Source organism: Acinetobacter lwoffii (assembly GCF_024129715.1).
In the GTDB taxonomy this organism is placed as follows: Bacteria; Pseudomonadota; Gammaproteobacteria; order Pseudomonadales; family Moraxellaceae; genus Acinetobacter; species Acinetobacter lwoffii_U.
Genome location: NZ_JAMXXM010000001.1, coordinates 318,459 through 338,168, shown reverse-complemented (window position 1 = coordinate 338,168; position 19,710 = coordinate 318,459). Strand labels below are relative to the sequence as shown.

Genomic DNA, 19,710 nt, shown 5'->3' with positions numbered 1-19,710 from the left:
GATCTACTCAAATAACTATTTTTTAAAATGATGTTTTATAACTGTGATCCAATAAAGAAATGTAAACGAATCGGATAATTGTCATCAGACAGTCCAGTCGCAACATCTATACGTATTGGCCCAATCGGTGAAGCCCAACGCACACCCACACCCGCGCCATATTCGGTCGGATTACTGAATTCTTTATTATAGGCATTTCCGGCATCTGCAAAGACCGCAGCACGCCAGCCTTCCTTAAACTGATAATTATATTCTAATGAAGCCACGCCCAAGGCCTGCCCGCCCACTTTAAAGCCGTCAATTTCCGGAGAAAGGCTCTTGTAGTCAAAACCGCGGATACTCTGGTCACCACCAGTGAAATATCTCAGGTTATACGGTACTTTGGCAAAATCTTGAGTAAAAATATAACCCGCGTCGGCACGCCCAACAAACTGATGATCTGCATTTTCACCCAATGAATAGATAAAACGCCAGCCCGCATTCACAATGGCCATATCTGCATCAGAGAGTAAAGCCTCACTACCCAGTTCAATCTTATAGGTCTGCTTAAAACCTTTGGTTGGGTTGACCCGACGATCGCTCTCGGTACGTGAAACTTCATAACCGACTAATAGCGATTGCTGCTCATCTTCGGTATTAAAGCGAAAAGCTTCTGGAATCTGGTTAAAATCGACAGAACCATCCTGCTTCAAACGATCCAGACGATAACGTGCGCCAAAAGTCCGCTGCCAGCTACCACGTGGATTTTTAATAATCCGGTCTGCACCTAAGACTGCCGATTCAATCAACAGGCCTTCACCCTGTGCGACGCCTTCACGCTCTTCACGCTCATACCCCCCCACAATACTGACATAGTCATTCAGCGGATGGTGATAGGGAATATTATAACGTCCATCAATCGACTGGCGGATGCCAGATAACTCCATGTTGGCATCAAACGAATGTCCGCGCTTGTTCACAATGGCACGGCGATATTGACCACGTAAACGGATATCGGTATCTGTGCCATAACCCAGACCCACTTCAGCACTATTTAAACGGTCTGCATTTAAAGTCACAATCACTGGAATCTTTTTCTCTTCCCGTGCCTGTACTTTTAAACGGTCCTGTTCATTCTCTTTGGTTTGCTGCTCAACCCGTAAAGTTCTTAAATTTGCGCTTTCCTGATCGCGGCTACCGGCAAACTGGTCTTCATCCACGACATTCTGGGTCACTTCCTGAGAAGAGGATACCGAGCGAGCTGGTTGCATCGTAGCAGCCTGATCTTCACTCCGTTTCTGTTCTTCAATCAGGCTTTGAATATCGGGTGCCAGTTCCAGCTCTTTATCAAGCGGATCAGGGCGAATCGCATCCACCAATGTATAATTAAAATAGCGTGAGTTGGTCAGATTGTTGGCCAGACTATTGACCCGCCAGAAGGTATAGTCTGCACCATCTGTCCAGGTGACCAGACTTTCCAGTACGTCTCGGTCCAGCGGAAATTCCTTTTCAGGATCGCTCATTCTGAACTCGACATTGCCTAATTTATAACGTTCACCCGTTTCAAAACGCAGGTTCACATCGGCGGTATTTTGTGGCTGAGCAATCTTTACATCATGCAGACGCCAGAATGAATCAAAATAACCATTGTTATTGGCTGCAGTAGTAATCCGTGTCTTGGTTTTTTCATAATTACCATGATTGAAAATATCGCCTTCTTCCTGTTCAGGTAAAAGACTGATGACCTGGAATTGTGGCTGTTCGGCGCCCTCTCCAGTAAATTCAATATTTTGAGTACTGATCAAGACAGGTTCATTCGGGGTCACAAAAACTCGAACCCGGCTGTCAGAGATTTTTTCAAACCTGAACTGGGCATTATAATAACCCACTGCCTGCGCTGCCTGTCTGGACAAGGTGCGTAATTGCGGCAAAGCCGAATTAAAGTCGCCAAAAGACTCCTGAGTAAAACTGGATAATTTGGCTTTAACATTATTTCTTAAGCTCAAATGGCCTTCAGGTACATCTTTACGATTCAGCATACCGTTGCTTTGCGCAACACCTTGCCCATTCATGATCACCACATCGGCACTAATTCGAGGAACTCTTGCGGTCATGATCTGACGTGGAGGACGGATTTTATAAAATAGTCGTTTAAACAGATTCGGACGTTTATCATCCTCAGCGACAAGCTGACCTGGCACTTCTGGCAAGGTCAATCCGGCTTCATTATTTTGTACAATAATCTTGCTGTCTGCCTGAATCGATTGCATCAACTGATCGACATTAACCGGCGCCTGATTAATTTCCAGCAGTTCTTGCTGGCTGATATCGGCCACCACCGTTTCGCTGGTCTGAGTATTGCGATAGTTTTGTGCTTCCTGTTTGGCTTGCTCGGCTACCTGATAAATTTCATTGGCCATGTTCTGATCAATAGTCTGTACTGGCAGATCTTCCAGATCATCAAATTCGATCGGCGTAAATTCACCCAGACCAGATCCTGCATTTTGCTGTTGTTCCAGCATCAACATACTGTCGACTGGTACTTCCGGCTCCAAGGCTTTTTCGATTTTTTCTTCCGCTTCCGTTTCGGACGTGGCCACACCCTGACGAATCGCTTCTTTAGATAGCTCGTCCACCATTTCTGCCTGAGAAATGGCTACGGGTGTTTCTGGCTGTTCGGTTTGTGCCATGCTCTGATGGGATAACATCATAAAAAAGATGCTCATACACAGCTGCATACCACTATGCTGTGGTATGAGAGGCCCCATACTGCGATTTAGCATCGTTTTTTTAAAATTTTTCTTTGCAGGCATAGCAAACTCTAAACGAATACATTCTTTAATTGATTATTTGACCGAAAAATATAAGCTAAGGAGCTTAATTAATTGGTTTTTACCTTTACATGGCTGAAAGTATCTTACATGATTTTTCTCAATGTTTACGCATAACTGACATTTCTTAATAAAACTTAATGTAGCACGGCCTATATGAACAAAAATGAACATTTGTTAGCTTCTCGGCGCTTTTTACCGATGTTTCTGACGCAGTTTTTTGGTGCATTAAACGATAATGTATTTAAACAGGCGTTACTGCTGGTCATCACTTATGGATGGATTCAACAGCAATCGGCCAACATCAGCACTTTAAATAATCTGGCGGCTTTACTATTTATCTTGCCCTATTTTATTTTTTCAGCCACTGCCGGTCAGATTGCCGACAAATACGAACGTTCACAGCTAATTCGCTATCTTAAGCTTCTGGAAATTGCCATTATGTTGCTGGGAACTGTCGGTTTTCTCATGGGTAATTTATGGATTCTGTTATTTGCCCTGTTACTGATGGGCACCCATTCCACTTTCTTTGGCCCGATTAAATATGCCATTTTACCTGAAGTGCTGAAACCAAATGAACTGATGTCCGGCAATGCCCTGTTTCAATCCGGAACTTCTCTGGCAATCCTGTTCGGTATGATTCTAGGCGGCGCAGTTATTGCAGCTTCTGCCGGCAACTTGATCTGGATCAGTTTAACCGTCATCAGCATCGCCTTGATTGGTTATATATCCAGTCGCTATATCCTGAAACAAAGTATTCCCGCGCCTGAGCTGCAAGTTGACTGGAATTTCTTCCGCACCAGCTTGCAGACCTTGAAATATGCCAAAAGCTTACCTCTGATTTTTACCATTTTACTGGGCAACTCATGGTACTGGTTTTATGGTGCAACCTATCTGACCCAGATTCCTCAGCTGACATTACAAAATCTGCATGCATCTGAAAATGTCGCCAGTCTGCTCTTAACCTTTTTTTCTGTCGGAATTGGTCTGGGTTCATACTTATGCCGTAAAATTGGTGGCAGCCAGGTCAATATCAAGATGGTGCCTTTTGGCGCGATCGGTCTGGTGATCTTTGCCCTGTATCTGGCCGCGAGTCTGGCCTTTGTTCCGGAGCGTACAGGTGCATTAATCGGCTTGGCAGATGTCTTTCAGCAAGGCTGGAGCTATTATCATGTGATGCTGGCCGTCACCTTACTTGGAATTAGCGGCGGTTTTTATATTGTACCGCTGTATGCCATGATGCAGGCGCATTCTCCCCGCTCACATCGTGCGCGTGTGGTTGCAGCAAATAACATTCTGAATGCCGTTTTCATGGTATCTTCTGCTATATTCTCGATTATTATTTTAAGTGTTTTAGAGCTTGATCTTAAAATACTTTTTTGTATTACCGCAGTATTAAGCGGCCTGTTTACTCTCTGGCTACTTTACCGGCTGAAACCAATGATCAAAACTGCAAAAGCGCCCTTGGAGGATTAATTCATGCGTCAATATACAGGTCTCGATAAACTGATTCACTCTTTTGACCAGGCATTACGCAGTCTAGTCCCGGGCACGACTTCGGCCCAACGTGAAAATCCGGCCCAACCGGTAGAAACACAGTTAACCGTCAGTGATGCACGTCATGTGGCAGGTTTAATGCGGGTCAATCATAGTGGTGAGGTTTGCGCACAGGCGCTGTACCATGGTCAGGCGATGACGGCGAAACTCCCGAATGTACGTCGCGAAATGGAACAGGCAGCGATTGAAGAACAGGATCATCTGGCTTGGTGTGAAAACCGCTTAAAAGAACTGGATAGCCATACCAGTCTGCTCAATCCGGTCTGGTACGGTCTTTCCTTCGGTATGGGTGCAATTGCCGGAATCGCAGGCGATAAATACAGTCTGGGTTTTGTGGCTGAAACAGAACGTCAGGTCAGCATGCATTTACAGCATCATCTTAGCCAGTTGCCACCGCAGGATGAACGTTCTCGTCGTATTCTAGAACAGATGAATGAAGATGAACTGCATCATCGGGATACAGCGTTAAATGCTGGCGGTGTAGATCTACCCGTTCCAGTTAAGATCGCCATGACAGGCATTTCCAAGTTGATGACCAAAACCAGTTATTTTATTTAAATCCCACTATTTTAATTTTAGCCCACTCATTTGTGGGCTTTTTAATACATCTAAAATCCTCACTGGTATCTATCAGCTCAAGGGATATCGTTATCTTATTGCTTATAAGTTCTATAAAATAATAGAGATTCCCCCACAGCATCCTTTTAATCTTTTTTGCTCATTTCAGAAAGTAGGTCTAGCTGAATTTCCTGGATTTGCGCCAGTCGTTCCCATTGGTGTAGCAGCAGATGATCTAATTTTTCATGTAAATGCTGAATTTCCAGTTCGGCTTTTAAATTGATCTGATAATCATTTTGTGAACGTAAGCGGTCTTTGGCTTCCTGTCTGTTCTGGCTCATCATAATAATAGGTGCCTGAATCGCCGCAAGACAGGATAGGATTAAATTCAACAGAATAAAAGGATAAGGATCAGCAGGTCGTGTCACCATCACCACAGTATTTATCGTAATCCACAGGCCCAAGAAGATTGCAAAACAAATCAAAAAGGTCCAGCTTCCACCAAAAGTTGCAATTTTATCGGCGAGCCTTTCTCCCAAGGTCCACTTTTGCTCTAAGGTCGTTTCCACATTTTTGGTAATCAGTTCATGCTGATGCATGCTATCAATCACTTCAAACTCAAGATCAGTCACTTCACCCTTTTCCGAACTTAATAATGAATGTACATACTGTATACGGTACTGGGTTAAATCTGCCTGGCAAATATAATCTTGCGGTGTCCAGCCTGGAATATCTTTGGCAATCTCTTCGGTAATGACTTGTCTGACTGTTCCCATCGGGGTGAGATTTTTCAGAAGAAAGTGCTTGCCGCATACCAAGCATTTATGGCTTTCATGTTTTTCTTTCATGATAATTCTCTTTTTAAACCAACTCACTCAGCTATTATTTTGTTCGATATGTTTGATTTGCTTTAGTCATTTTTACCATTCGTAAATCAATTATGTATCAAGTGCGTCTGATTTCTTGAACTTATGAATCTCACTTCGATTTTATCTTGGATTGATAAAATGCTCAGCCAAGCGCACGATGAGCTGATCATTCAAGATAATTTTCAGATCGATTCAATCCTACTATCTATACATGACTTAAATTTAATATAATCATGATGATAATAAAAAAGGGGCTTCATTGTGCGCCATTCATACCATCTTGAAAAACATTATATCGAACGCGCGGGCTGGCTTCGTGCAGCTGTACTGGGGGCAAATGACGGGATTATTTCGGTCACCAGTCTGGTGGTGGGTATTGCAGCCAGTGGAGCATCCACAGAAATTTTATTGGTGACCTGTGTTGCCGGATTGATTTCTGGAGCCGCATCAATGGCGGCCGGTGAATATATTTCGGTTAAATCCCAGCAAGATATTGAAACCAATGATCTACTCATGGAAGAGCGCGAACTGCAACGCCATCCCACGCATGAGTTAAATGAGCTCAAAACGATTTATATACAACGAGGTCTGGAACCCGCTTTGGCACAACAGGTCGCTGAACAGCTCACCAACCATAATGCCTTGGATGCCCATGCCCGGGATGAAATTGGTATTTCAGCGCATACCTCTGCCCAACCCTTTCTCGCTGCATTTTCTTCCGCCATGGCATTTACGGTAGGCTCATTATTTCCTTTAATTTCAATCATGATTTTACCGGAACACTATCTGGATAAAGGCGTCATGCTGATTGGCGTTTTAAGTTTGGGGATGATGGGTGCACTGGCGAGCTATGCGGGTGGAGTAAGTGTCTGGAGAGGTGCAGTTCGGGTGATGCTCTGGGGAATTATCGCCATGTTATTCAGTGCCTGGATCGGATCATTATTTAATGTGTCTGTTGCCTAAACATCCGTTCACCGTTGCATAGGCATAGCATATGATTGAGCGACGATGCTTTTAACTTGCCTGAATAATGTTTTAAAACGGCTCTGCTAACAAAATTAGCGTTTATTTTAATTTACGTTCAGTTTTAATTTAAACACTTCAAACAAAATACATAAGTTTGAGAGGTATATTTATGGAAACTACGGTTATTCTTGCCATCTTGGCGATCATTATCATATTGCTGATCATTTTTTATAACAAGAAAAAGTGAAAGAGCGATGAGGCATTTTTACTGCTTTGAGGTTTTTACTGATCTTAAAATAAATTCCAGAGCTTTAAATCAATCAAATATTAATTTCCCGTCGGAAAACCATGAAATCCCCATTGGATCACATAAAGAATCCCAAGGATTAAAATCACCGAAACCAAGATTTCTAATATTTTCATTTTTAAATGAGCTCTATACTTAAGCACCTCATCTTATCTGAATTTTTCTTTTCATCTAAAACAAAAAATTGAATCATAAAAAAAGCCTGATCTTGTTTGATCAGGTTGGTTAATCATTCTTACTGGATAAAATTTATGAGCAAAAAATTAGGTGATTTGATTTAAATCAGTTGTTCAACTGTTGGGAAGCTATGTGATCCATGTTCGAACATGGCATCATGCCAGATATCAAACATGGGCACTTTCACATCCAAAGCCAAAGGCAATTTTTTTTCATTAAACTGCATATGTTGAAGATCGGATCCCCAGGCAATCAAATCAACATCCAAAGTAATCTGATGTGATGGACGTACTCGCCCTGATGCCTGTTCCAGCTGTTTGAGCAGCTCAATCAGGTCTTCACTAGACACCGAACTTCGCAATAAACACGCTGCATTCCAGTAATCTGCGCCGATGCCATCACGGCAAGGAATCATATAAATAGGAGAAAACTGAACTTCTCCCCATTCGGAAATACGTTGCTGTGCAGCTTGAAAATGTTGCTGAGGATGACAATTACTCGCTAATGCTAGGGCGAAAATCGTTTCGGTGGCGTTCAAGACGTATCCCTACAGAATTGGCTTGCGCGATAATGGCAGGCTTACGGATCGTAATATTAATCGATTCAATTGCTGTAAAGGTAGTAAAAAGTGCATTCAGCACTAACTTTGCTGCATGTTCAATCAATTCAGGCTTGGCCTCTTGAATGACTTTGCTGGAAATCTCACAAATTTCTGCATAATTCAGCGTATCTGCAAGTGCATCTGAGTTTGATGCCTGTTCCAAGTCGGTTTGAATGGTCAAATCCAGCATTAGAGGCTGAATAATTTGACGCTCCCAGTTAAAGCAGCCCACGACTGTTTCAACCTTTAAACCTTCAATAATAATGGCGTCCATTGGATTGCTCGAGAATTTAATACTGACCACATCCCTCTCAAGCTCCTTTTCAAAGGGAGGAGCTTTTAAAGCCCCCCTTTAAAAAAGGGGGATTTAGGGGGATTTTCCAAGTCTAGATGAGTTTAAGATTAATGCTTTAACAGCAGATTCGGATCCATGCTTTGCACCATTTGCAAACGCTGATCGGCATAGATATCGGTATACGGCGCAAGAATTCGCATGAAACGGTCGAAATACAGCATTTGCTTGAACAGCAAGGCAAAATCGCGCGGGAACCGGATGCCATGACGTTCACCCACAGCCACCATATCCATCATGATATCGTTCAGGTCAGCAGGGTTGGACGTTAACAATTCCTGCGGATCCGCCATCAATACACCGCTAAATAAACGTTCCAGATCAGCAGCCAAGACTTTGGTGTCAATCTGCACAGCGGTCATGCCCATTTTCAGCATGTTTTGCGCCATCAGCTCATAATTGGTATGTTGCAATGAATCCATAAATGCCATACATGCCGTCCATACTTCAGGCTTAAGCTGACCGACAATACCGAAATCAATAAAACCGACACGGCCATCTTCAAGTAGCATCAGGTTGCCTGCATGCAGATCGGCATGGAAACTGTTACACATCATCAAGCTGCCAAACCAGGTATTCATCGCAGTGATAAGTACTTGAGATGGATCTTTGGATACTTTTTTGACCACTTCAAAATCTGTCAAAGGCATACCGTATAAACGCTGCATGGTGAGCACACGACGGGTCGAATATTGATGATAAACCTTAGGTGCAGTGGCTGCCTGATTGTTGGTGATATTCAGGTAATTAACGAAATCATCCAGATTCTGTGCTTCTTCGATAAAATCGACTTCACGCACCATACGGGTTTTGATTTCTTCGACAATATCAGCCAGTGAAGCAAACTTGACTTTCGGGACTGCTTTTTCCAGCAACTTGGTTGCCCAATGCAGTACATTCAGGTCAGTGTACAAAATGGTCTCCACACCGGGTTTTTGTACCTTAATCACGACATCTTCGCCAGACACCAATTTGGCTGCATGTACCTGTGCAATAGATGCAGAGGCTAATGGCGTTTCATCAATCGATGCAAAGATTTCGTCGAGATTACGCCCTGCAAATTCAGAGGCTAAAACCTGCTGGATATAACTAAACGGCAAGCGTGGTGTCTGATCCAGACAGCCTTGAAATTCTTCAACGTATTCACGTGGAAACAGCGACGGCGTACTGGCAATAAACTGACCAAGCTTGATATAAGTCGAACCTAAGGATTCAAAAGTTTCACGCATCAGTTTGGCATTGCTCGGCTTTTCAGTGGCATATTTAAAGCCCGCCTTTGCCGCAACGACTGCTGTTTCTCCCATACGGGCAACTGAACGTATTCCATCTAACCAGATATTGTTTTTCATAATGTCTTAGGAAAAATTAATTAAACGCAGTGTAGCAAAAAAATTCACTTTGCAGGCTTATCTTGCCTGACAGATTGGGCAATCTGTATCTTTTTCGAAAGCGAGAATCCGCTGCTTAAAACTCAGTCCATCCCATAACAACAGCTTTTGTCGAAGTGGTATCTGACCTAATCCCAGATATAACAAGGCATGATGTGCCTGTAAGCTGGCCATCACATTCGGTGTGGTGGCCAGTACACCGGAATCTGCACAGCGCAGACTTTCATCGGCCTGATTTTCTGGCGGGAACAGGCAAGCATAACAGGCGGAATCCCCTTCGACCATAAATAGCTGACCTTGCAAGCCAATCGCAGAAGCACTCAATAAGGGCACATTCAGCTCCACGCAAATCTGATTGACCAGATAACGTGTGGCAAACTGATCACAGCCATCCAATACCAGATCCTGATGCTCAATCACACTTACTGCATTTTCAGCCGTTAAGGCCTGATTCACATATTCAACTTGTAGGTTCGGATTAACCTGACTCAGTCTTTTGGCCAGCGTTTCTGCCTTATAAAATCCAATATCCTGCGGTATAAATGCCAGTTGTCGCTGTAAATTACTCATCTCGATGGTATCCGGATCGATCAGGGTAATTTTTCCCACACCTGCACGTGCCAGAAGTTCTGCCAGTGCACAGCCTATCCCGCCACAACCAATAATGCAGACATTAGAAAATTTTAACCGTTCTTGAGCGTCAATATCCCAGCCATCCAGAAGAATCTGACGGCTATATAGATGCAATTCAGCATCGGTAAGTTCAAATTCTGGGGAGATGGCATCCATGTTAAATGTAGACAACGTCTTTCCTTGTTTCAAAAATTTTTAACAATGATCGTAAAATTAACTTTACTGAAGTTTTTAAGTACTGATAAATTTCTGGAATATCAATCTCACAGTCAATTTACAGCATATCAATAAATGGTTCGGCAATCGTTGAGGCAAATAGCATATCAGCTAAACGTTCGGTATCAAGATGCAGCCGCTATGGCTTGGCAAGATTTTTTGAATCACCTCAATTAAACGGTTCCGGCAAACTGTTCCTTCTAATTTATAAAAGGTGTCAAACCTGAAGTTTTTAAAATCTTTGCTATTGAATTACCCTGTAAATAGAACTGCCTTGTTTAGCAATTCTGTAGTCTCTGCCTGTATTTGAGTATGAAAATGTATGAGTTCAGTGAGACCTAAGGCATCTGTCTCTAAATATGATTAATCTGAAAATACCAAGCAATCTTTTCAGCTTTCATAAAATCGTATGGAGAACATACATGACCGAGCATAACAATACTCAACATGATAATCGTGAAAAATTATGGGAATTGATCAAGGATGTTCGTTACACCATGATCAGCCATTTAACCGACACACATGAAATACACTCCCAGCCGATGACCATGCTGAACTCCGAGCAGATGAATGAACGTCAAAACTTATATTTCATCCTGCGTAACACCAATGATCTGGTCAAAGCAGCAGAAACAGGCCGTGGTCAGATTGGTCTGTCTTTTGCAAAACCATCAGATGGTATTTACGTGTCGATTAGTGCACATGCCCAGATCAGTACTGACCGCATTCTGATTGAACAGTTGTGGAATCCGTGGGCTGAAAACTGGTTTGAAGGCAAAGATGATCCTACCGTACGGGTATTGATTGCTGAAGCAGTCAGCGCAGAATATTGGAATGTGACAGACAACAAAGTCACCCAGCTTTTTAAAGCCTTAAAAGGCGGCGTAACTGGTGAAGCGGGCGAACCTCATGCAGAACATCAAAAAGTGAATCTACAAGGTAATATCTGGTAATGAATGAGATTTAGCCTCTTGAAATTAAGAGGCTAAATTTTTGATATATTTCATTTTAAATATTAATGTAATTTTACTGTAATGACATAAAAATTATAATTTTAGCTTGCCTCAATCTGCTCTCTTGAAGATATAAGTTTGGGGAAATCAGCTCAATATCTGACTAAAATTTAAGTAGAAGATTTATTTCCTAAAAAAACCAAAGGCTGCCATGGCAGCCTTTGAACATTCAATCAAACAATTAATTTGAAAAATTAACTGACTCGCTTCATCTCTTGAAGTTTGGCAACTTCCTGCTGTTTGAGTAAATTGCGCTGAATCTTGCCACTCGATGTTTTAGGCAAAGACGTCACAAACTCAATCTCTTTCGGATAGGCATGTTTGGATAAGCGTGAACGTACATAACTTTGCAGTTTCAACATCAAATCTTCAGTGGCTGGATATGCTGATTTAAGTACTACAAAGGCTTTCACAATTTCAGTACGTTCTGGATCTGGCTTGCCGACGACTGCAGATTCAAGCACTTCTTCACATTCAAGCAAAGTACTTTCTACATCAAAAGGCCCAACCCGATAGCCCGAAGTTGTAATGACATCGTCTGCACGCCCAATAAAATCAATACCGCCATATTCATTCAGCTTCACGGTATCACCAGTGAGATAATACTGCCCGACAAAAGACTTTCGATTATGACCGGCATAGCCTTTAAACCACATCAAGGGTGAAGCCGAACAGTCAATTGCCAAGATTCCAATCCCGCCTTTTTCGACTTCCTGATGTTCTGCGTTCAATACCGCAAAGCGATGCCCCGGAATCGCAAATCCAGCTGAACCCACTTTTTTATGATGCTCCAAGCCATGATGATTGGCGATCACCATACCGAGTTCAGTCTGTCCATATTGATCATAAATATTCACATTTAAATCATGATTGAACCACTGAATCACTTCAGGCGTGAGCGGCTCACCTGCACTACTGACCACACGCAAATGCGAACTGATGCCTGCATCAAATTTTTCTTTAAAGCCGAAGAACATCCGGAATGCGGTTGGCGAGCCAGTCAGGTTACTGACTTTATATTTCTCAATGATATGTACAGCATTATCGACGCTAAATCCACGTTCATCCATAATGATGCTATGACCTAAACTGAGCGGGCCCGCAATGCCATAATATAGTCCATAGGCCCAACCTGGATCTGCCAGATTCCAGAAGGAATCTTCTTCTCGCAGATCTACGGCGTGCAGCATATAGCCTTTAAAGGCCAACAACGCTTTTAAAGGTACAGGAACCGATTTTGCCAAGCCTGTGGTGCCTGAAGTAAACATCATCAGAAAAATATCATTAAATTGGCCACTCACTGGCTCAAACTCTTCTGACTGCTGCTTTAACTCGGTCCAAAAATCAGCATCCGGATAATGATCTGCCACTGCCTGATGTACGGTCAGAATATTTGGAACATTCAGATCATACAGTTTCAGGCGCTGCTCTTGATCGGTGACAATCAGTTGAGTAGCGGCCGTACTCATACGATGCTCAATTGCTTTACTTTCAAAGGCAGTGAACAAAGGCTGATAGATAGCACCGATCCGCCAAGTGGCCAAAATAGTAATTAAGAGTGCAGGTGTTCTTGGCAGTAGTCCAGCAATACAATCTCCAGCCTTTAAACCCAGAGAATGCATATAATTGGCCAGCTGTCCTGAAGCAGTTGCCAATTGTTCAAATGTCCACTGCTCTGTTTGACCATTTTTGCCTTCCCAGATCAGTGCGGTTCGGTTTTGGCCAAGGTAACGTCCACAACATTCAGTATAGGCATTGATGGACTCTGCATTTCCAGCCAGATGTTCCTGAACCATATTTTCAAAATTGAAATCAACATATGCTTGTTCTAGTGTCTTCATGACGACAACCTCTATCCTGTTGTATTTTCAGGCGACCTTGCCTGAGTGTGTCCACTTATCGTTGTTGTTCCTGCTGATTCCATCAGCATAGTTTCTTCACATCTGATTCATGCCTGATGACTAAGACATGAATCATGCTGCTTTATTTATCTTCTGCGTACTGTCTGTCTTTAGCTAATCAGGGTTGCTTGATCCTGGCAATTTTCATATCCATCAACCGAAATGCCAGATTTGAACATCGACCAAAGTCTATTTTTAATCAAACTCAACATTGACAGACTTCACGCGCAATCACCAAACGTTGAATATCCGATGCACCTTCATAAATTTGGCTCACGCGCACATCACGGTAAATACGCTCTACTGGAAAATCAGAGACATAACCGTAGCCACCATGAATCTGGATCGCATCTGAACAGACTCGCTCTGCAATAGTCGATGCAAACAGCTTGGCCATAGAAGCTTCTTTTAAGCATGGCTGGCCAGCATCTTTAAGCGTTGCCGCATGCAAGACCAATTGTCGCGCCGCTTCAATTTGTGTCGCCATATCTGCCAGCCTGAATGCCACAGCCTGATGTTGCACAATTTCTACACCAAAGGCTTTACGGTCATTGGCATATTCCACTGCAGCATCCAGTGCAGCCCGAGCCATACCGACAGATTGTGCCGCAATGCCGATCCGACCCGATTCAAGGTTCGACAAGGCAATTTTATAACCTTCACCCTCCTGACCTAGCAAGTTGGCAGCAGGAATCCGGCAGTTATCCAGAACGATGGTCGCGGTATCAGAACAATGCTGACCCATTTTCTCTTCTAGGCGTGACACGATATAACCCGGTGCATCGGTCGGCACCAGAAAACATGAAATACCTTTTTTCCCTGCGGATTTATCGGTCACAGCAAAGACTAGTGCAATCTGTGCGTGTTTACCTGTCGTGATAAACTGCTTGGTGCCATTTAGCACCCATTCATCACCATCACGTTCGGCTTTACACTCCAGCGAACTGGCATCCGAACCGGCCTGAGGTTCTGTCAAACAGAAACAGCCGAGCCATTCACCTGTTGCCAGTTTGGTTAAATACTGCTGTTTTTGTGCTTCAGTGCCATAACGCTGGGTAATGCCGCAAGGCAAAGAATTCTGCACACTGATAATCGTCGAGATTGCACCATCTCCTGCGGCAATTTCCTCTAGCGCCAAAACCAATGATACATAATCCAGACCTGCACCACCCCATTCTTCAGCCACTGTCATACCCAATGCACCAAGCTCACCAAGCTCTTTAAGTTCTTGTGCTGGGAATTGTGCCGTTTTGTCGCGTAAGGCCGCTGTCGGTTTCAGTTTCTGCTGCGAATAATTGCGCATCATGTCCTGAATCATTTTTTGTTCATCATTTAAAATCATTGAACTTCCCTTTGTATATCTATTTTATTTACTTCAAGCTTTTTACTATTGAGATCGTTGGCACGTCGGATAAGGCGGCATGGATGTCGCCTGCGAAACTGAGATACAGGGATGTATCTTCATTTTCGCAAAGGATTTTTGTTTCTTTTGATCCTTCAAAAGAAAATGCATGCTTAAGCAAATTCATTTAAATTCAATGAAAAATTGGTAGCTGTGCAAATCATCATGTCCTATATAAATCGAAAACTTATTTAGGCTGCATACGGATTGCGCCATCCAAACGAATGACCTCACCATTCAAATAACTATTTTCAAAAATATGTCCCACCAGATGGGCAAATTCCTGTGGTTTTGCCAGACGTGGTGGAAACGGCACCATTTGTCCTAAAGCATCCTGGACATTTTGTGGCATGCCTTTTAGCATCGGAGTTTCCATAATGCCCGGCGCGATGGTCATGACACGGATCGCTTCACGGGCCAGTTCACGTGCCAGAGGTAAAGTCATTGCGACTACTGCACCTTTAGAAGCCGCATAGGCAGTCTGACCAATTTGGCCGTCATAAGCGGCAACCGAAGCGGTGTTCACAATCACGCCACGTTCTTCTTCACCAGCTTGCAGCTCATATTTTGCAATTAAAGCCGCCGCATGACGCAACATATTAAAAGTACCGTTTACATTAATATTCAGCACTTTTTGGAACATTGCCAATTCATGGATGCCGTTACGACCCAATACTTTGGCGGATGGCGCAATCCCGGCACAGTTGATCAAACCATTCAGTTGGCCATATGTGCTTTCAACATGAGCGAAGAAAGCTTCAACTGTCTGTTCATCGGTCACATCGAGCTGTACAAATTCAGACTGTGAGCCCAGTTGCTGCTGTAATGCCTGACCCTGCTCCTGATTCATATCGACCAGAATCACTTTAGCACCGTGTTCAACCAAATGAGTCGCTGTAGCTGCACCCAAACCTGAGGCACCACCAGTGATCACAATAACTTTTCCCTGAATGTTCATGTTTATTTCCTAGCGATTTTTCTATTTCAGATACGACTTAATATGCAGAGTAAACAGAGTTTTTATTCTGTACAATTTCCAAATATTGCATCTTGCATGATGTATTTGGACAATGAAAACAAGGATGTCAGACTGAATATGCATAAGCCTGCACTGGAATATAGCAAAGGCACCATCTCGATTGACCTGGTGAACGAAGCATTGCTGGATGCCAAACGGCTGCAATTTGATATCCCTGCCATTTTGAAAAAAGCCAATATCCCAGCAGAAGTATTAAATGCTCCCAAGGCACGCGTGTCGGTCAGCCAATTTGCCCAATTATGGACTGTGCTTGCAGATAGCATGAATGACGAATTTTTTGGCATGGACAGCCATGCCATGCGTCGTGGCAGTTTTAAATTGCTTTCGAAAATGGTTATGCAGGCAGATACACTGGAAAAAGCGCTGCAAAACATTCTGCAATTTCTCAACTTGGTTTTGGACGACCTGCAAAGCACGCTCATGGTTGAGGAACACTATGCCTATATCGTGATTTATGATTTAAAAACAACCAAACGTATGTTTAGTTATGCGACTTATCTGATGCTGATTCATACCCTGATCTGCTGGTTAAGTGGACAACGGATTTTGCTTAATCAGATTCAATTGAAATGTGCAGCACCACTGAATGATTTTGATTACAAAGTTCGATTCTGTGAACAGATTGAATATCAGGCCAGCGAAAATTACGTGCAATTTGATGCCAGCTATCTGCAACTGCCGATTAAACAGGATACTCAGTCTTGGTATCAGTTTATTCAGCAAACACCACAAAATTTATTGGTGCGTTTTAAAAACCCCTATGCCTTGAGCACCCAGATTCGCCGAAAATTGCTACAGGTTTCGCCGGCAGAATGGCTGGAACTGAATGAACTAGCCTTAAAAATGAATATGTCTGAAGCCACCATGCAACGGCGTTTAAAAAGTGAAGGTGTCAGCTATCAGCAATTAAAAAATGAGATACGCCGGGATACCGCAATTGAATTACTGACCCGTACTGAACAAAGTTTACAAGAGATCAGCGATCAGCTTAACTTTCAGGAATCCAGTGCATTTCATCGTGCATTCAAAAAGTGGACTGGCGTCAGTCCAGGTGCGTATCGGCAAAATAATATTAGATAATTTATATAAATTTAGACTTTAAAAATATCATTCAAAAATACTTACATTCTAAGCATTTATTTTTATTATGATTATATATTTCAAGCCCTGAAACATATATTAGCAGGACTACACAGTCACCCGAAAAGCTTTGCAATTTACCCGATAATAGATTATTTTTCATTCAATTTATAGCACTTTTGCTATTGGCTGTACTCTCCATTTTCCTTTCTAGTTGAAGGTATCTCCATGTTAAAGATGACTGATGTGCTTGGGCAAAATCTTGTCCAAAACTTCTCTAAAGCTTTATTTTCTTCGACTGATCTCATCACAGAACAGTTGAATCAAGGGATTTTAAATGCATCGGATGCAGAACTGAAAGATGCAATTCTGCACTTCTTTAACCAGGTGGACGCTGTGGAAGCGGCTCAGGCCCTTGAAATTCCGGCAGAGCGTATCAATGAATTACAACAAGGTATTGCCTTGAAAGATGAAAAATCTCTGGCAGACACTTTGAAAGTTGTGGCACTTTGTCTGGCAATGGAAACAGGTAGCCTAGATCAGGTAGAAGTCTATGACTGTCTACAGGATTATCCGATGTAATTCTTTTTAAAAATTCCTCGAAAGCGGTGCTCTGGCATCGCTTTTTTTGTTTTTAGTTATGGCGTGATGTTATTAAAAATACTTAAGGTTTCAAATGCAGTCAGGAATTTATAAAGAAAAAATCCAATAAAAAAGCGACTAATGTAGTCGCTTTTTTATAGAAAAGAATTACAGATTAATGCGGCCATTGACCCAAAGTCACGCGATCATTCCCGCTATAATCTTTAACCGTGCGGACTTGCTTATAACCCGCCTGTTTAAATAGATGTTGTACGGCGTCTGCCTGATCATAACCATGTTCAAGCACCACCCAACCATTCACAGTCAAATGCTTCTTGGCTTGCAGAATAATCATTTCAATATCGGCCAGCCCCTTTTTATCTGCCACCAGCGCACGTTCCGGTTCAGTCGCCAGATTCTGCATATGCACATCATCAGCGTCGATATAAGGTGGATTCGATACAATCGCGTCAAAGAATTCACGGCCAAATGGCTTCAACCATGAACCCAGAACAAATTCTACATTCTCAATATCATGTTGTTCCGCATTATATTTCGCTACTTCCAGCGTAGGCTCGTAGATATCGGAAGCCGTTACTGTCCAGTTGGAACGCTCAGATGCCAGCGATAAAGCAATCGCACCAGTACCTGTACCCAAATCCACCACACGGGCATCATCAGGCAGATCCAATTTCAACACAGTCTCAACCAGTACTTCAGTATCCGGACGTGGCACCAAGGTATCTTTGGTCACTTTGAGGTCCAAAGTCCAGAATGGCTGTGAACCAGTGACATAAGCCAAAGGCTCGCCAGCAGCAATACGCGCCAACCCGTCTTTATACGCCTGTTCCTGTTCCGGCGTTAACTCCTGATCCTTTTTCATCAGCAGATCAAATGAATCAATCTTGGTGATGTGTTCCAATAACCAGGCATTTTCCTGACGTTCGTAACTTTCAGCTTCGCCGCGTAAAGCCAAGGCTTGTAAAATATTCATTATCCACCATTCTGCTGTGCAAGCATGGCCAACTGATCCGCCTGATATTCGCGGTGCAGACTATCCAGCAATTCGGTCAAATCACCTTCCATCACGGCATCCAGCTTGTATAAAGTCAGGTTAATGCGGTGATCGGTCATACGACCTTGCGGATAGTTATAAGTACGGATACGTTCCGAACGATCACCCGATCCCACCAGGTCACGACGCATTTCCGAGGTTGCTGCATCTGCTGCTGCACGTTTGGCATTTTCCAAACGTGATACCAGCAGTGCCATCGCTTTGGCCTTGTTCTTATGCTGTGAACGCTCTTCCTGACATTCCACCACTGTGCCAGTTGGAATGTGGGTAATACGTACTGCAGAATCGGTTTTGTTAACGTGCTGACCGCCTGCACCTGAAGCACGATACGTATCAATCCGCAAATCGGATGAATTGATTTCGACCGAGGTATCAACATCAATTTCAGGAAGAATCGCAACGGTACAAGCAGAAGTATGCACTCGGCCTTGTGATTCGGTCGCCGGTACACGCTGTACACGATGCGCACCACTTTCAAATTTTAGACGACCGTAAACACCGTCACCATTAATCAGGCAGATGACTTCTTTATAGCCGCCATGTTCGCCTTCATTTTCAGAGAGGATTTCAATACGCCAGCCTTGGTTTTCCGCATATTTACTATACATACGGAATAAATCGCCTGAGAAAATCGCAGCTTCATCGCCACCGGTTCCGGCACGAATCTCAAGATAAGCCGAGTTGGCATCATTCGGATCTTTCGGAATCATCAAGATGTTCAGATCAGCTTCAAGCGATTCAATTAAAGCTTTATTCTCTTTAATCTCTTCCTGCGCCATTTCCTTAAAGTCCGGATCTGACAGCATGGCCTGAGCCGTTTCAATGTCTTCTTCCGCCTGTCTGTACTTGGTCCAGACATTAGTGATTTCTGTTAAGTCATTATGCTCACGTGACAATTGACGGAAGCGCTTATTATCAGAAATGACTTCTACATCAGCCAGTAATGCGGTCAATTCTTCATGGCGGTCAGAGAGTTGGTCTAATCGTAAACGTAACGATTCTTTCATTTTCTAAAAAATCTCAAACATAGGCTGGGACTAAAAACCGATTTAGCACAGCGAAATCAAAAAATTGCGCCTAGTTTAACGACTCTGGCTTCTAATGAACATCATTATTGAGTAAGTCCGCGTTGCTATCATTCGTGCTCTACAGCATTTGTTAACAAATATGATTAAAAACAGTGG

The 19,710-nt window shown here is 43.0% G+C and carries 17 protein-coding genes; 6 read left to right on the top strand and 11 right to left on the bottom strand.

Features of this window, described 5'->3' with window-relative positions; all coding sequences use genetic code 11:
• Nucleotides 1-35: 35 nt before the first annotated feature.
• A complete protein-coding gene (locus tag NI462_RS01650) occupies nucleotides 36-2,792 on the bottom strand; it encodes an autotransporter assembly complex protein TamA (RefSeq protein ID WP_253158846.1) in 2,757 nt (918 codons plus the stop codon).
• A gap of 174 nt (nucleotides 2,793-2,966) precedes the next feature.
• On the opposite strand from NI462_RS01650, the gene NI462_RS01645 reads away from it, so the two are divergent.
• Together NI462_RS01645 and coq7 are read left to right on the top strand one after the other, a co-directional pair.
• Nucleotides 2,967-4,286: an MFS transporter gene (locus NI462_RS01645; protein WP_253158843.1), complete on the top strand. Its 1,320-nt coding sequence runs from the start codon at nucleotides 2,967-2,969 to the stop codon at nucleotides 4,284-4,286.
• A 3-nt stretch (nucleotides 4,287-4,289) separates the two neighbouring features.
• Entirely contained in the window at nucleotides 4,290-4,925 is a 636-nt protein-coding gene (gene coq7, locus NI462_RS01640; RefSeq protein WP_004278762.1) for a 2-polyprenyl-3-methyl-6-methoxy-1,4-benzoquinone monooxygenase, read from the top strand.
• Between the two features lie 146 nt (nucleotides 4,926-5,071).
• Here the strand turns inward: coq7 and NI462_RS01635 are convergent, their stop codons facing one another.
• Nucleotides 5,072-5,773, bottom strand: coding sequence for a DUF1003 domain-containing protein (locus NI462_RS01635; protein ID WP_253144584.1), 702 nt, complete (start codon nucleotides 5,771-5,773; stop codon nucleotides 5,072-5,074).
• Nucleotides 5,774-6,055: 282 nt separating this feature from the next.
• Here NI462_RS01635 and NI462_RS01630 point away from each other — a divergent pair, with 282 nt between their 5' ends.
• Nucleotides 6,056-6,757 carry a VIT1/CCC1 transporter family protein gene (locus tag NI462_RS01630; protein ID WP_004645386.1) on the top strand — a complete coding sequence of 234 codons (702 nt, stop codon included), beginning with the start codon at nucleotides 6,056-6,058 and terminating at the stop codon, nucleotides 6,755-6,757.
• A 587-nt stretch (nucleotides 6,758-7,344) separates the two neighbouring features.
• Here NI462_RS01630 and NI462_RS01625 read toward each other — a convergent pair.
• From NI462_RS01625 to NI462_RS01610, 4 genes are all read right to left on the bottom strand, one after another.
• Nucleotides 7,345-7,782, bottom strand: a complete 438-nt coding sequence (locus NI462_RS01625; protein WP_222112201.1) for a 2-amino-4-hydroxy-6-hydroxymethyldihydropteridine diphosphokinase — start codon at nucleotides 7,780-7,782, stop codon at nucleotides 7,345-7,347.
• A complete protein-coding gene (gene folB, locus NI462_RS01620; protein WP_034439422.1) occupies nucleotides 7,739-8,119 on the bottom strand; it encodes a dihydroneopterin aldolase in 381 nt (126 codons plus the stop codon). The genes NI462_RS01625 and folB overlap by 44 nt, the downstream gene beginning before the upstream one ends.
• 128 nt (nucleotides 8,120-8,247) lie before the next feature.
• On the bottom strand, nucleotides 8,248-9,546 hold the full coding sequence (locus NI462_RS01615) for an ABC1 kinase family protein (RefSeq protein WP_253158841.1): 1,299 nt from the start codon (nucleotides 9,544-9,546) through the stop codon (nucleotides 8,248-8,250).
• Nucleotides 9,547-9,603: 57 nt separating this feature from the next.
• Nucleotides 9,604-10,374 carry a HesA/MoeB/ThiF family protein gene (locus NI462_RS01610; RefSeq protein WP_253158865.1) on the bottom strand — a complete coding sequence of 257 codons (771 nt, stop codon included), beginning with the start codon at nucleotides 10,372-10,374 and terminating at the stop codon, nucleotides 9,604-9,606.
• A 482-nt stretch (nucleotides 10,375-10,856) separates the two neighbouring features.
• Between NI462_RS01610 and NI462_RS01605 the strand changes: the two genes are divergently transcribed.
• Complete coding sequence (locus NI462_RS01605) at nucleotides 10,857-11,387, top strand: pyridoxamine 5'-phosphate oxidase family protein (protein ID WP_004731434.1); 531 nt, start codon at nucleotides 10,857-10,859, stop codon at nucleotides 11,385-11,387.
• Between the two features lie 254 nt (nucleotides 11,388-11,641).
• Here the strand turns inward: NI462_RS01605 and NI462_RS01600 are convergent, their stop codons facing one another.
• From NI462_RS01600 to NI462_RS01590, 3 genes are all read right to left on the bottom strand, one after another.
• Nucleotides 11,642-13,288: an AMP-binding protein gene (locus NI462_RS01600; protein WP_253158839.1), complete on the bottom strand. Its 1,647-nt coding sequence runs from the start codon at nucleotides 13,286-13,288 to the stop codon at nucleotides 11,642-11,644.
• 265 nt (nucleotides 13,289-13,553) lie between these two features.
• Complete coding sequence (locus tag NI462_RS01595) at nucleotides 13,554-14,690, bottom strand: acyl-CoA dehydrogenase family protein (protein WP_253158837.1); 1,137 nt, start codon at nucleotides 14,688-14,690, stop codon at nucleotides 13,554-13,556.
• A 247-nt stretch (nucleotides 14,691-14,937) separates the two neighbouring features.
• Entirely contained in the window at nucleotides 14,938-15,708 is a 771-nt protein-coding gene (locus NI462_RS01590) for an SDR family NAD(P)-dependent oxidoreductase (RefSeq protein ID WP_005263250.1), read from the bottom strand.
• A 138-nt stretch (nucleotides 15,709-15,846) separates the two neighbouring features.
• Here NI462_RS01590 and NI462_RS01585 point away from each other — a divergent pair, with 138 nt between their 5' ends.
• Nucleotides 15,847-16,869, top strand: a complete 1,023-nt coding sequence (locus NI462_RS01585) for an AraC family transcriptional regulator (RefSeq protein ID WP_180181375.1) — start codon at nucleotides 15,847-15,849, stop codon at nucleotides 16,867-16,869.
• A gap of 228 nt (nucleotides 16,870-17,097) precedes the next feature.
• Nucleotides 17,098-17,451, top strand: coding sequence for a hypothetical protein (locus NI462_RS01580; RefSeq protein ID WP_004278774.1), 354 nt, complete (start codon nucleotides 17,098-17,100; stop codon nucleotides 17,449-17,451).
• 175 nt (nucleotides 17,452-17,626) lie between these two features.
• On the opposite strand, the gene prmC is transcribed toward NI462_RS01580, so the two are convergent.
• Both prmC and prfA read right to left on the bottom strand, forming a co-directional pair.
• Entirely contained in the window at nucleotides 17,627-18,445 is an 819-nt protein-coding gene (prmC, locus tag NI462_RS01575) for a peptide chain release factor N(5)-glutamine methyltransferase (RefSeq protein WP_253147521.1), read from the bottom strand.
• Nucleotides 18,445-19,533: a peptide chain release factor 1 gene (gene prfA, locus NI462_RS01570; RefSeq protein ID WP_004645400.1), complete on the bottom strand. Its 1,089-nt coding sequence runs from the start codon at nucleotides 19,531-19,533 to the stop codon at nucleotides 18,445-18,447. Before prfA ends, prmC begins: the two co-directional genes overlap by 1 nt.
• Nucleotides 19,534-19,710 lie beyond the last annotated feature (177 nt).

Coding starts and splice junctions, on each gene's coding strand:
- NI462_RS01615 (WP_253158841.1), bottom strand. CDS start 9,546: ATGAAAAACAATATCTGGTTAGATGGAATACGTTCAGTTGCCCGTATG.
- NI462_RS01585 (WP_180181375.1), top strand. CDS start 15,847: ATGCATAAGCCTGCACTGGAATATAGCAAAGGCACCATCTCGATTGAC.
- folB (WP_034439422.1), bottom strand. CDS start 8,119: ATGGACGCCATTATTATTGAAGGTTTAAAGGTTGAAACAGTCGTGGGC.
- NI462_RS01645 (WP_253158843.1), top strand. CDS start 2,967: ATGAACAAAAATGAACATTTGTTAGCTTCTCGGCGCTTTTTACCGATG.
- NI462_RS01595 (WP_253158837.1), bottom strand. CDS start 14,690: ATGATTTTAAATGATGAACAAAAAATGATTCAGGACATGATGCGCAAT.
- NI462_RS01590 (WP_005263250.1), bottom strand. CDS start 15,708: ATGAACATTCAGGGAAAAGTTATTGTGATCACTGGTGGTGCCTCAGGT.
- prmC (WP_253147521.1), bottom strand. CDS start 18,445: ATGAATATTTTACAAGCCTTGGCTTTACGCGGCGAAGCTGAAAGTTAC.
- NI462_RS01605 (WP_004731434.1), top strand. CDS start 10,857: ATGACCGAGCATAACAATACTCAACATGATAATCGTGAAAAATTATGG.
- NI462_RS01580 (WP_004278774.1), top strand. CDS start 17,098: ATGTTAAAGATGACTGATGTGCTTGGGCAAAATCTTGTCCAAAACTTC.
- prfA (WP_004645400.1), bottom strand. CDS start 19,533: ATGAAAGAATCGTTACGTTTACGATTAGACCAACTCTCTGACCGCCAT.
- NI462_RS01610 (WP_253158865.1), bottom strand. CDS start 10,374: ATGGATGCCATCTCCCCAGAATTTGAACTTACCGATGCTGAATTGCAT.
- NI462_RS01650 (WP_253158846.1), bottom strand. CDS start 2,792: ATGCCTGCAAAGAAAAATTTTAAAAAAACGATGCTAAATCGCAGTATG.
- coq7 (WP_004278762.1), top strand. CDS start 4,290: ATGCGTCAATATACAGGTCTCGATAAACTGATTCACTCTTTTGACCAG.
- NI462_RS01600 (WP_253158839.1), bottom strand. CDS start 13,288: ATGAAGACACTAGAACAAGCATATGTTGATTTCAATTTTGAAAATATG.
- NI462_RS01635 (WP_253144584.1), bottom strand. CDS start 5,773: ATGAAAGAAAAACATGAAAGCCATAAATGCTTGGTATGCGGCAAGCAC.